The sequence below is a fragment of the Actinoplanes sp. NPDC049598 genome (assembly GCF_040675435.1).
Taxonomy (GTDB): Bacteria; Actinomycetota; Actinomycetes; order Mycobacteriales; family Micromonosporaceae; genus Actinoplanes.
Genome location: NZ_JBFAOX010000029.1, coordinates 59,465 through 70,810 on the forward strand (window position 1 = coordinate 59,465; position 11,346 = coordinate 70,810).

Genomic DNA, 11,346 nt, shown 5'->3' on the forward strand with positions numbered 1-11,346 from the left:
GCGGGAGGGTCCCGCGCAACAGGGGGCCGCCCGGGCGGGAGGGTCCCGCGCAACAGGGGGCCGCCCGGGCGGGAGGGTCCCGCGCAACAGGGGGCCGCCCGGGCGGGAGGGTCCCGCGCAACAGGGGGCCTCGTGGCGGGGAGGTTCCGCGACCCGGAGGCCGCCGGGGCGCGGAACGGGTGCGCGGGGCGGACAAGGCACCGAAAGGCGTTCGCTGAACAATGCCGGCGCCATTGCCGACGAGACCTCGTCCGCCGACGGAGGCGCCCGGGTAGGGCCGTGGCCGGGAGTTCAGGCACGGGGCGGCCGGTGGCTTCCGGTCGGCCGGGCGGCGAGGTTGGGTTTGGTCTTGGGCGTAACCACTTACGCACGTCGCCGTGGTGGGGTGAGCGCTCTGGGCGCGCCAGCGCCCTGCTCGGCCCGCCGCGGCCCTCGGCGTGAGCGACGGTCTGTACCCACCACCCCGCCACGACCGCGGTCCTGTGATCTTTATCGGTCGTGACGGGAGCAGAGACGGTGAGTAGAGACCGTGCGCTTGCCGTCGAGGAGGGTCAGATCTCGGGGATCAGGTCGGCCACCGAGTTGACGACGCGGGAGGGGCGGAACGGGTAGCGGTCGCTCTCCTCGCGGGTGCTGATGCCGGTCAGGACGAGGATGGTCTCGAGGCCGGCTTCGAGGCCGCAGAGGATGTCGGTGTCCATCCGGTCGCCGATCATGGCGGTGCTCTCGCTGTGGGCCTCGATGGTGTTCAGGGCCGAGCGCATCATCATCGGGTTGGGCTTGCCGACGAAGTACGGGTCGACGCCGGTGGCCTTGGAGATCATGGCGGCCACGGAGCCGGCGGCGGGGAGGGCGCCCTCGTTGGACGGGCCGGTGGCGTCGGGATTGGTGCAGATGAAGCGGGCGCCGCCGTCGATGAGCCGGATGGCCTTGGTGATGGCCTCGAAGCTGTAGGTGCGGGTCTCGCCGAGCACCACGTAGTCCGGTTTGAAGTCGGTCAGCACGTAGCCGGTCGCGTGCATGGCCGTGGTCAGGCCGGCCTCGCCGATGACGTAGGCCGTGCCGCCGGGGCGCTGGTCGTGCAGGAACTGGGCGGTGGCCAGGGCGGCGGTCCAGATCGACTGCTCGGGGACGTCGAAGCCCATCCGGTTGAGCCGGGCCTGCAGGTCGCGCGGCGTGTAGATGGAGTTGTTGGTCAGGATGAGGAAGGGCTTGCCGGACGACTTCATCTTGTTGACGAACTCGGGCGCGCCCGGGACCGGCACACCTTCGTGGACGAGCACGCCGTCCATGTCGGTGAGCCAGCTCTCGATGGCTTTGCGCTCAGGCATCATGCTCCTCGTCGCCGTGGTGGTGGGCAGCAGTTCACCGGGCAGTCGTCCCAGACCGGCAGCGTACCGAGCCGCTGGAGCGGGGCGCCGTCGGTGCGCTCCCGGACCAGCTCGCGAACCATCGCGACGAAACGGGGGTCGGTGTTCGGCGTCGCGGCGCGGGCGTAGCCGAGGCCGAGCTTCTGGGCGGTCTCGGCGGCCTCGTTGTCGAGGTCCCAGAGCACCTCGAGGTGGTCGGAGACGAAGCCGATCGGGCTGACCACGACGTCGGTGACGCCCTGCTCGGTCAGGGTCTCGAGGTGGTCGTTGATGTCGGGCTCGAGCCACGGCACCTGCGGCGGGCCGGAGCGGCTCTGCCAGACCAGGTCCCAGGGCAGGTCGGCGGCGGCGCGCTCGTGCACCAGCTTGGCCGTCTCCTGCAGCTGCGCGGTGTAGCGGCCGCCGGTCGGCCCGGCCGTCTCGGCCATGCTCACCGGGATGGAGTGGGCGGTGAAGACGAGCTTCGTGGTGGCGCGGCGCGACTCGTCGAGGGTCGCGAGGGCCGCCCGCACGGCGTCGACGTTGGGCTCGACGAACCCGGGGTGGTCCCAGAACTGGCGGATCTTGGAGATCACCGGGGCGCCGGGGCCGACCTTGGCCCGGGCGTCGGCGATGTCCTCCCAGTACTGCTTGCAGGAGGAGTAGCCGCCGTAGGCGCTGGTGGCGAACCCGAGCGCGTGCTTGATGCCGTCGTCGCGCATCTGGGCGACGGTGTCGGTGAGCATCGGCTGCCAGTTCCGGTTGCCCCAATAGGTCGGCAGGTTGATGCCGTTGGCCGAGAAATCGGCGTTGATATGAGCCAGCAGGTCGCGGTTCTGCTGGTTGATCGGCGAGACCCCGCCGAAGTGGTAGTAGTGCTCGGCCACTTCGGCCAGGCGCTCGTCGGGGACGCCGCGCCCGCGCACCACGTTGCGCAGGAACGGCATCACGTCATCGGGCTTCTCGGGCCCGCCGAAGGACAGCAGGACGAAGGCGTCGTAAACCACTCGCCAATACTGTCACCGGGTCACGCACCGAGCGCGTGGTAACCCCCGTCGACGTGCACAACCTCACCCGTGGTGGCCGGGAACCAGTCGGAGAGCAGCGCGCAGACGGCCTTGCCGGCGGCCGAGGTGTCGTGCAGGTCCCAGCCGAGCGGCGCCCGGTCGGCCCACGCGTCCTCGAACTGCTCGAAGCCGGGGATCGACTTGGCCGCCATCGTGCGCAGCGGGCCGGCCGAGACCAGGTTGCTGCGGATGCCCTGCTGGCCGAGGTGCAGCGCCAGGTAGCGGGAGGCGGACTCGAGACCGGCCTTGGCCACGCCCATCCAGTCGTAGACCGGCCACGCCTTGGTGGCGTCGAAGGTCAGGCCGACGATGCTGCCGCCGGTCTGCATCAGCGGCAGGCAGGCCACCGCGAGCGACTGGTACGAGTACGTGGAGACCTGGATCGCCTTGGCCACGTCCTCCCACTTGGCGTTGAGGAACTCGCCGCCGAGCACGCTCTGCGGCCCGAAGGCGATCGAGTGGACGACGCCGTCGATGCCGTCGACGTGCTCGCGGACCTTGCCGGGCAGCGCGGCCAGGTGATCAGGATCGGTCACATCGAGCTCGATGACCGGGGGCGGCGACGGCAGGCGCTTGGCGATGCGCTCGACCAGGGACATCCGGCCGAAGCCGGTCAGCACGACGGTGGCGCCCTGCTCCTGCGCGATCTTGGCCACCGAGAACGCGATCGAGGCGTCGGTGATCACGCCGGTGACGAGCAGCCGCTTGCCGGCCAGCAATCCAGACACGAGAAAACTCCTTAAGAAAACCGTCAGTGGCCCATGCCGAGGCCGCCGTCGACGGGGATGACCGCCCCGTTGATGTACGCCGCCGCGTCGCTCGCCAGGAACGTCACCGCCGCCGCCACCTCATCGGGGCTGGCGAGCCGCCCCGCCGGAACCGCCTTGATGATCTCCGCCTGGCGGGCCTCGGACAAGACCGCTGTCATCTCCGTCTCGATGAAGCCGGGCGCCACCACGTTCGCCGTGATGTTGCGGCTGCCGAGCTCACGGGTGATGCTGCGGGCCATCCCGACCAGGCCGGCCTTGCTCGCCGCGTAGTTCACCTGACCGGGGCCGCCGTAGAGGCCGACGACGGACGAGATGAAGATCATGCGGCCCCACTTGGCCCGCAGCATCTTGGAGCTGGCCCGCTTGGCCACCCGGAACGAGCCCTTGAGGTTGGTGTCGATCACCCGCTCGAACTGCTCCTCGCTCATCCGCAGCAGCAGGGTGTCGTCGGTGACGCCGGCGTTGGCGACCAGGACCTCGACCGGGCCGAGCTCCTTCTCGATCTCGGTGAAGGCCGCGTCGACCTGGGCCGGGTCGGTGATGTCGCACTGCACGCCGAACAGTCCCTCGGGCGCTCCGGTGCCCCGGTGGGTCACGGCGACCCGGTCACCCTGCTTGGCGAACGCCCGCGCGATGGCGAGGCCGATGCCCCGGTTGCCGCCAGTCACCAATACCGTGCGAGCCACGACGAAACGCTCCTCATACCCAGGTAGGGGGTGCCGGGTGGCACCTCGGGGGCACGACGGCGCCTCATCAGCGCCGTAACCTGCCGGGATGGAGACTATCGGCCCGGCCGCGGGGCGCAACGCCATGGGGCCGTTACGCCGGCTGGTCTGGGCCCAGGAGGTGCCGCGGCCCACTCCCCGTGGTCCGCTCTGGCTGTACGCCGTGCCGCTCGGCCTTCTCGCGCTGGCCGGCCTGGCCCTGATCGCGGGCGCGTACCTGCAGGAGAACCGGGATCTGCCGCTCTGGCTCATCGTGGTCATCGCCATCGGCTCGGTCCTGCCCGTGGTGGTGACCGTCCGGCGGCCCGTGCTGGCCTGGCGGCTGGGCTTCCTGATGATGTTCGTCGGCTCGATGTCACCCGGCCGGACCGAACCGTGGCCGTGGAACACCGTGGAGATCCTCGGCTTCCTGGTCGTGCTGGGCCGATTCGCGGTCACCCAGGACTCGTCGATCACGGCCTGGGCCACCGCCCTGAGCCTGGTGCCGGTCTTCGTCTACGCCCCGGACGCCAACGCCTGGGGCGCCGCGGTGCTGCTGGTGGCGATCGCCGCGCTGGGCGACATCGTGTCCCGGCGGCGGCGCACCCGCCAGCTGCTGGCCGAGAAGGAGGAGCTCACCGAGCTCGAGCGGGCCAAGCGGGCGGTGCTGGAGGAACGCACCCGGATCGCCCGCGAGATGCACGACGTGGTGGCCCACCACATGTCGATGATCGCCGTACGGGCGGAGACCGCGCCCTACCGGCTCGACGCGCTGCCGCCGCAGGCGCGGGAGGAGCTGGCGTCGATCGCCACGGCGGCCCGCGAGGCGCTGACCGACATGCGGCGGCTGCTGGGCGTGCTGCGGGCCGAGGGCGGCCAGGCGCCGACCGCGCCGCAGCCGGGCTTCGCCCAGATCAACGAGCTGGTGGCGACGGCCCGGGCGGCCGGGGTCGAGGTCTCGCTCTCGTCCTCGGGCGTGCCCGCGCTGCCGGAGACGGTGGGCCTGGCCGCGTACCGGATCGTGCAGGAGGCCCTGGCCAATGCCGCGCGCCACGCGCCGGGGGCGGCGGTGCGAGTGGTCGCGCGGGGCGTTCCCGACCGGCTGGAGCTCGAGGTGAGCAATCCCGCCGACGGCCCGGCCGGCGACGCCGGGCACGGCCTGTCGGGGATGCGGGAACGCGCCACACTGCTCGGTGGCACGCTGACCGCCGGGGTGGCCGGCGGGGCTTTCGTGGTGCGGGCGGTCCTACCGGTGGAGGCGGGCGAGTGATCAAGATTCTGATCGCGGACGACCAGGCGATGGTCCGCGAGGGCTTCGGCGCGCTGCTCGGCGCCCAGCCGGACATCCTCGTCGTGGGCGACGCGGCCGACGGCTCGCAGGCGGTGGCCCGCTGCCGCGAGCTGCGGCCCGACGTGGTGCTGATGGACGTGCGGATGCCGGTCATGGACGGCCTCGAGGCCACCCGGCAGCTCTCCGCCGGCCACTCGAAGATCATCATCCTGACCACGTTCGACCTGGACGACTACGTGTACGCCGCGCTGCGCGCCGGCGCGAGCGGCTTCCTGCTCAAGGACGCCCCGGCGGCGGATCTCATCCAGGCCGTACGCATCGTGGCCGCCGGCGAGGCGCTGCTGGCCCCCTCGGTGACCCGCCGGCTGATCGCCGAGTTCGCGGCCCGCCCGGCCACCGACCGGCCCCGGCCGGCGGCGCTGAACGCGCTGACCCCGCGCGAGACCGACGTGCTGCGGCTGATCGCCCGTGGACTGTCCAATCAGGAGATCGCGGCCGATCTGGTGGTGGCCGAGCAGACCGTGAAGACCCACATCGGCCGGATCCTGGCCAAGCTGGGCCTGCGGGACCGGGCCCAGGCCGTGGTCTTCGCCTACGAGACGGGCCTCGTGATACCGGGGTAGGACATCGATGTCCGGTCCGTGGGGTGACGATCCGGGGGCCGTCGCCGCGGGACGTTGCGGCCCATGCGAATCCTGCCGCTCGCCCTGGTCCTGTCCGCCCTCGCCGTTTCGGTCCCGCCACCTGCCGGCCCCTCCCCCGCGGCCCGGCTCACGGGCGCCGCGCCGGTCCCCGCCTCCCAGCCGCCGGCCGCCGGGCCGGCGCCGCTCCGGTGGGCCTTCGCCGGCGCGTACCGCGAGACCGCGGTGCGGATGCTCGCCGCCGGGTGCCCCTACGCCACCTGGGCCGCTCAAGGACGTCACTTCCTCTCCTTCGACCCGGCCGGCGACGGGCGGGCGGTGGAGGTGCTGGGCGACCTCGCCACGGCATCGAGGATCGCCGTTCTCGTGCCCGGGGTCGGCACGACGCTGGCCGACTTCGACCGCGGGCTCGGCGGGGTGCCGCGCCGGGCCCCCGGCGTTCAGGCCCGCGCGCTCTTCGAGCATCTCAGCAAGCGCTATCCGCACACGGCAGTGATCGCCTGGCTGGGCTACGACCCACCGGAGGGCCTCGGGACGGCCGCCGCCACCTACGGGCGGGCCCGGGCCGGCGCTGCCGCGCTGGTGGCCTTCGTGCGGGATCTGCTACGGCAACGACCCGGGCTCGCCGGGCCGGCCGGCCATCAAGCCGGGGGCGCGGGCGCGGTGACGCTGATCGGGCACAGCTACGGCGCGCTGGTGGCCGGGCTGGCCGCGCCGGACCTCCCGGCCGTCCGGGATGTGATCACCCTGGGCGCCCCCGGCATAGGCGCCGGCCACGCGGCCGATCTGGGTGGCGCGCGGGTGTGGTCGGCGCTCGCCCCCACCGACTGGATCCGCCGGATCCCCGAGGTGCGCTTCCTCGGCGTGGGGCTCGGCCGGCGCCCGTCGAATCCCGGCTTCGGAGCGTTTCCGCTGCCCACGGATGGGGTGGCCGGGCACGACTACTACCTGACGCCGGGCAGCGCGACCCTGCGCGCGGTCGGCGATGTCATCCTGTCGGGTGTTGCGCGCCACGACGCGACGGGGGATGTTTCTTAGCGGAACCTTAAGGGGTATTGTGCCATCCGGCCCTGACGCCGAAACGACTCTCGGGAGGTGATCGCTGTGCGAGATAGCGATCCTCCTAGTCGCGGCCGGGCCGTTGGTCAGCCCCGCCGCTGACCCCGTTCCTTCACCGCCCCGCATCCACCGGCGCCGTCACGTCCCGTGCGGCCCCGGTCCAGTCGTGTGCACCGCGACGCCGGATGCGCGGGTGCCGGCCGCGACGTGACCGTGTGCGCTTCCCATCGCCCGTCACCGCGCGGAAGTAGCCCCCGACATGAAGAACTTCGTCGCCCCCCTGAGCTTCACCATCGCCGCCGTCTGGGTGGTCGTCCTGTTCGTCCTCGTGCACGGCAACCCGTGACCCGCCGGCCGCCCGTGACCGCCTCGGTCAGGGCAGCCGGGACGTCCACAGCAGGCTCGAAGCGGCCGCCGTCAGGCCGAGCAGCAGCGCCACCCCCGCGTACCACTGGGTGACCTCGCGCGGCTCCACACGGTGGCCGATCGAGCTGCCCATGTCCTCGTAGACCTTCTTGAGCTCGCTGACCGACGCCGCCTCGTAGAAGTAGCCGTCGGTCTTCTCCGCCAGCTGCTGCAGCGACAGCCGGTCGACCGGCACCCGCTGCAGCGCGCCGCGGATGTCGACCACACCCGTGTCGGTGCCGAAGGCGATCGTCGAGACCGGCACGTTGGCCTGCGAGGCCGCCGTCGCCGCGTCCTCGATCGAGCGGCCCGAGGTGCGGTAGCCGTCGGAGAGCAGCACGATCCGGGCCGGCGGGGCGCCGTCGGCCCCGTCCGCGGGCACCGAGCGGATGGCGTCGAGCGAGGTGAAGACCGCTTCACCGGTCGCGGTCGCCTCGGCCAGGGTCAGCCCGTCGATGCCGGAGACCACCTCGGACCGGTCCTTGGTCGGCGACACCAGCACGTTGGCCGACTTCGCGAACGACACCAGGCCCAGGTTGTAGGTCGGCGGCAGCTCGTTGACGAACGCCTTGGCCGCCTCCTGGGCCGCCTCGATCCGGTTCGGGGCGACGTCGTCGGCCTCCATCGACAGCGACACGTCGATGGCCAGCATCACCGTGGCCCGCTCCAGCGGCTCCTGCTTGTCGACCGACGGGCGGGCCAGCGCGGCCCCCAGGGCCAGCAGGGAGAGCAGGAACGCGGCCGCCGAGACGTGCCGGCGCCAGCCCAGGCCCTTGGGGGCGAGGCTGCGCAGCAGGTTGACGTTGGTGAAGCGCATCGCGTACTGCTTGCGGCGGAACTGCCGGAACACGTAGACGCCGGCCACGATCAGCACGGGCAGCAGGGCCAGCAGCCACCAGGGCTCCAGGAAACGGATCATCGCGTGGTCCCCCGGGTGCGTGCGTGTCGCTGGGCGGCCACGAATCGGACCACGTCCAGCAGCCAATCGGTATCGGTGCGAAGGCGCAGGTGGGCGGCGCCGGCGGCGCGCAGGGCGCGGGCGATGTCGCCGCGCTGCTCGGCGGCCGCCTCGGCGTAGCGGGCGCGCAGTTTCGGGTCGGCCGTCTGCACCTCGTGCAGCTCGCCCGTCTCGGGGTCGGCCAGGGTGAGCACGCCGACGTCGGGCAGCTCCAGCTCGCGCGGGTCGACCACCTCGATCGCGAGCACGTCGTGCCGCACGGCCAGCTTGCGGACCGGGCGCGACCAGCCGTCCACCGGCGCCATGAAGTCGCTGATGACCACGGCCACGCCCCGGCGCCGCGGCGGCCGGTTGAGCATGTCGATCAGCGCGCCCAGGTCGGCCCGGCCGGGCCGGATCTCGGTGCGGGCGACCGCGCGCAGCAGCCCCTGCGCCTCCTTGCGGCCCGGCCGGGCCGGCATCCGGACGACCTCGCTGCCAGCCTCCGGTTCGGGCGCCCGCTTCCGGCCCCACCGGCGGCCGCTCGACGCGCGCACGCCGGAGCCGGTGCCGACGACCGCGCCGATGCGGTTGCCGCCGCGCACGGTCAGGTGGGCCATCGCGGCCGCCGCGGCCAGCACCAGATCGCTCTTGAGCCACTGGGCCGTGCCGAACTCGAGGCTGGCGCTGAGGTCGACCGCCATCCACGTCTCCAGCTCGCGGTCGGCGACCGTCCGGCGGACGTGGGGCAGCGTCGTGCGCGCGGTGACCGGCCAGTCCATCCGGCGCACGTCGTCGCCGGGGCGGTACTCCCGGGACTCACCGGCCTCGCTGCCCGGGCCCGGCAGCAGCCCGACGTAGTCGCCCTGCAGCAGGCCGTCGAGCTTGCGGGTGACCAGCAGCTGCAGCCGGGAGAGCACCGCCTCGGCGCGGGCTGTCCCGGTCTCGCCCTCGGGCGCCAGCCCGGCTAGTGCTGGGCCGGCCATGCCGCTCCGTTCTGCGCGGGCGCGCCCTGCGGAACTCCGCTCACCGGCGCCGCTGACGGGTGGGTGCCGTTGGGCGAGGTGCCCTGGCGGGCCGCGACCGAGGGCAGCGGCACGCTCTGCATGATGCGGGCGACGATGTGGTCGGCCGGGACGTCGTCGGCCAGCGCGTCGTAGCTGAGCACCAGGCGGTGACGCAGGATGTCGGGCGCGATGTCCTGCACGTCCTGCGGGAGCGCGTAGTCGCGGCCGCGCAGCAGGGCCAGGGCGCGGGTGGCCCGGACGATGCCGAGCGAGGCGCGCGGGCTCGCGCCGTACTGGATGAGCTGGGCGACGTCGGGCATGCCGTGCTGGGCCGGGGCGCGGGTGGCCAGCACCAGCCGGACCGTGTAGTCGACCAGGGCGTTGTGCACGAACACCTGGTCGGCCCGGCGCTGCAGGCCGAGCAGGTCCTCCGGGGTGAAGACCGGCTTGGGCTCGGGGGCGCTGACGCCCATCCGGTAGACGATCTCCCGCTCCTCGGCGTCGGTCGGGTAGCCGACCAGGATCTTCATCAGGAAGCGGTCGCGCTGGGCCTCGGGCAGCGGGTAGACACCCTCCTGCTCGATCGGGTTCTGCGTGGCCATGACCAGGAACGGGTCGGGCACGGCGTGCGACTGGCCGCCGATCGACACCTGGTGCTCGGCCATCACCTCGAGCAGCGCCGACTGCACCTTGGCCGGCGCGCGGTTGATCTCGTCGGCCAGCAGGAAGTTGACGAAGACGGGGCCGAGCTCGACGTCGAACTTCTCGCTGCTCTGCCGGTAGATGCGGGTGCCGACGATGTCGGCCGGCACCAGGTCGGGGGTGAACTGCACCCGGGAGAACGTGCCGCCGACGACCCGGGCCAGGGTCTCCACGGCGAGCGTCTTGGCCACGCCCGGCACGCCCTCGAGCAGGCAGTGGCCGCGGGCCAGCAGGGCCACGAACATGCGCTCGACCATCCGGTCCTGCCCGACGATCACCCGCTTGACCTCGAACATCGCGCGCTCGAGCTGCGAGGCGTCCTGTGCCGGGGGCACCGGCGCAACCGCGCCGTTGTTGGTCTCGGTCTCGGGCGTGAGCGGCTGAGCCACCGGTCCTCCACAGCGGTCGAAAATGCCATCGACTCCTCGCGCCGGCGTGCTGCCGACGCTCAAGACTTACACGACCGACCTGAGAGCGCGCTCGTGGTGTCGCATTACGCGCCGTCCCGGACCGCCACCATGGTCCAGACGTGTCGATCTTTCTGCGCGATGCGCCGGATCGGGCACCCGAGCCGGGTGGATGCATCACGCCGTGAACCGTGTAACATTCATCGCGTCGCCGGGCGACTTCCCCCGTGGTCGCCCGGCGCATAATTCTTCGGTGAGTTCCCCCGAAGTTCTTGAGCCCCAGTGCTCGGCCAAAGGCTGCCGCGCCGACGCCGTCTGGCAGCTGCGGTGGAACAACCCCAAGCTGCACGCCCCCGATTACCGCAAAACCTGGCTGGCGTGCGCCGAACACCGCGAATCGCTGGGCAACTTCCTCGATCTCCGGGGATTCCTGCGCGAAGTGGCGCCCTTCGGTACGGCGTCCGATGCATCCATCTCCTAGGCTCACTGGTGTGACCGAGCCGGAGTACGCCGCCGCCGTCGATGCCCTGGAGCCGTGGCCCGACACCGTCGAGTGGCGCCCGGTCTCCCCCAAGCTGATCACTGTGGAGCTGATCGTCCGCGTCACCTGGTCGCTGGTGCTGATCGCCGGCCTGGCCGTGGGCTGGGTGTGGCAGGGCCACTGGCTGTGGCGCCTCGGCATCGCGCTGGTCGTCCTCAACGCGATCTGGCGCTCCTTCGTCACCGTCCGGGCGGTGCGCGCCTGGGGCTACGCCGAGCGCGACCAGGATCTGCTGGTCCGCCACGGCCTGCTGGTCCGCCGCCTCTCCATCGTCCCGTACGCGCGGATGCAGTTCGTCGACGTCACCGCCGGCCCCCTGGAACGGGCCTTCGGCCTGGCCACGGTGCAGCTGCACACGGCCGCGGCGGCGAGCGACGCCCGCATCCCGGGCCTGCCGCCGGCCGAGGCGGCCCGGCTGCGCGACCGGCTGACCGCCCTCGGCGAGGACCGGGCCGAGGGCCTGTGA

The 11,346-nt window shown here is 72.5% G+C and carries 12 protein-coding genes; 5 read left to right on the forward strand and 7 right to left on the reverse strand.

Annotated elements, in window-relative coordinates; genetic code table 11:
• Positions 1 to 551 precede the first annotated feature (551 nt).
• From AB0J66_RS41500 to AB0J66_RS41515, 4 genes are read right to left on the reverse strand one after another with little or no spacing between them, the layout of a single operon-like run.
• A complete protein-coding gene (locus tag AB0J66_RS41500) occupies positions 552 to 1,331 on the reverse strand; it encodes an HAD-IIA family hydrolase (RefSeq protein ID WP_364672865.1) in 780 nt (259 codons plus the stop codon).
• Positions 1,331 to 2,356, reverse strand: coding sequence for a ferrochelatase (locus AB0J66_RS41505; RefSeq protein ID WP_364672866.1), 1,026 nt, complete (start codon positions 2,354 to 2,356; stop codon positions 1,331 to 1,333). Before AB0J66_RS41505 ends, AB0J66_RS41500 begins: the two co-directional genes overlap by 1 nt.
• Before the next feature lie 20 nt (positions 2,357 to 2,376).
• Complete coding sequence (gene fabI, locus AB0J66_RS41510) at positions 2,377 to 3,144, reverse strand: enoyl-ACP reductase FabI (protein WP_364672868.1); 768 nt, start codon at positions 3,142 to 3,144, stop codon at positions 2,377 to 2,379.
• Positions 3,145 to 3,167: 23 nt separating this feature from the next.
• Positions 3,168 to 3,872 (reverse strand): beta-ketoacyl-ACP reductase, encoded by a 705-nt coding sequence (locus tag AB0J66_RS41515; RefSeq protein WP_364672870.1) that lies wholly within the window; start codon positions 3,870 to 3,872, stop codon positions 3,168 to 3,170.
• Positions 3,873 to 3,960: 88 nt separating this feature from the next.
• Between AB0J66_RS41515 and AB0J66_RS41520 the strand changes: the two genes are divergently transcribed.
• The 3 genes from AB0J66_RS41520 (at position 3,961) to AB0J66_RS41530 (ending at position 6,860) form a co-directional block, all read left to right on the forward strand.
• Entirely contained in the window at positions 3,961 to 5,160 is a 1,200-nt protein-coding gene (locus AB0J66_RS41520) for a histidine kinase (RefSeq protein ID WP_364672872.1), read from the forward strand.
• On the forward strand, positions 5,157 to 5,804 hold the full coding sequence (locus AB0J66_RS41525; RefSeq protein ID WP_364672873.1) for a response regulator transcription factor: 648 nt from the start codon (positions 5,157 to 5,159) through the stop codon (positions 5,802 to 5,804). The genes AB0J66_RS41520 and AB0J66_RS41525 overlap by 4 nt, the downstream gene beginning before the upstream one ends.
• 63 nt (positions 5,805 to 5,867) lie before the next feature.
• Positions 5,868 to 6,860, forward strand: coding sequence for an alpha/beta hydrolase (locus AB0J66_RS41530; RefSeq protein ID WP_364672875.1), 993 nt, complete (start codon positions 5,868 to 5,870; stop codon positions 6,858 to 6,860).
• Between the two features lie 394 nt (positions 6,861 to 7,254).
• Here the strand turns inward: AB0J66_RS41530 and AB0J66_RS41535 are convergent, their stop codons facing one another.
• From AB0J66_RS41535 to AB0J66_RS41545, 3 genes are read right to left on the reverse strand one after another with little or no spacing between them, the layout of a single operon-like run.
• Positions 7,255 to 8,205 (reverse strand): VWA domain-containing protein, encoded by a 951-nt coding sequence (locus AB0J66_RS41535; protein WP_364672876.1) that lies wholly within the window; start codon positions 8,203 to 8,205, stop codon positions 7,255 to 7,257.
• A complete protein-coding gene (locus AB0J66_RS41540; RefSeq protein ID WP_364672878.1) occupies positions 8,202 to 9,209 on the reverse strand; it encodes a DUF58 domain-containing protein in 1,008 nt (335 codons plus the stop codon). The genes AB0J66_RS41535 and AB0J66_RS41540 overlap by 4 nt, the downstream gene beginning before the upstream one ends.
• Positions 9,191 to 10,321: a MoxR family ATPase gene (locus AB0J66_RS41545; protein WP_364672880.1), complete on the reverse strand. Its 1,131-nt coding sequence runs from the start codon at positions 10,319 to 10,321 to the stop codon at positions 9,191 to 9,193. Before AB0J66_RS41545 ends, AB0J66_RS41540 begins: the two co-directional genes overlap by 19 nt.
• Before the next feature lie 271 nt (positions 10,322 to 10,592).
• Between AB0J66_RS41545 and AB0J66_RS41550 the strand changes: the two genes are divergently transcribed.
• Both AB0J66_RS41550 and AB0J66_RS41555 read left to right on the forward strand, forming a co-directional pair.
• On the forward strand, positions 10,593 to 10,820 hold the full coding sequence (locus AB0J66_RS41550) for a hypothetical protein (protein WP_364672881.1): 228 nt from the start codon (positions 10,593 to 10,595) through the stop codon (positions 10,818 to 10,820).
• Between the two features lie 10 nt (positions 10,821 to 10,830).
• Positions 10,831 to 11,346, forward strand: a complete 516-nt coding sequence (locus AB0J66_RS41555) for a PH domain-containing protein (protein WP_364672883.1) — start codon at positions 10,831 to 10,833, stop codon at positions 11,344 to 11,346.

What these genes read in the sequence shown, in the direction of transcription:
- AB0J66_RS41520 (WP_364672872.1), top strand. Translation starts at nt 3,961, where the DNA reads ATGGAGACTATCGGCCCGGCCGCGGGGCGCAACGCCATGGGGCCGTTA.
- AB0J66_RS41540 (WP_364672878.1), bottom strand. Translation starts at nt 9,209, where the DNA reads ATGGCCGGCCCAGCACTAGCCGGGCTGGCGCCCGAGGGCGAGACCGGG.
- AB0J66_RS41530 (WP_364672875.1), top strand. Translation starts at nt 5,868, where the DNA reads ATGCGAATCCTGCCGCTCGCCCTGGTCCTGTCCGCCCTCGCCGTTTCG.
- AB0J66_RS41535 (WP_364672876.1), bottom strand. Translation starts at nt 8,205, where the DNA reads ATGATCCGTTTCCTGGAGCCCTGGTGGCTGCTGGCCCTGCTGCCCGTG.
- AB0J66_RS41500 (WP_364672865.1), bottom strand. Translation starts at nt 1,331, where the DNA reads ATGCCTGAGCGCAAAGCCATCGAGAGCTGGCTCACCGACATGGACGGC.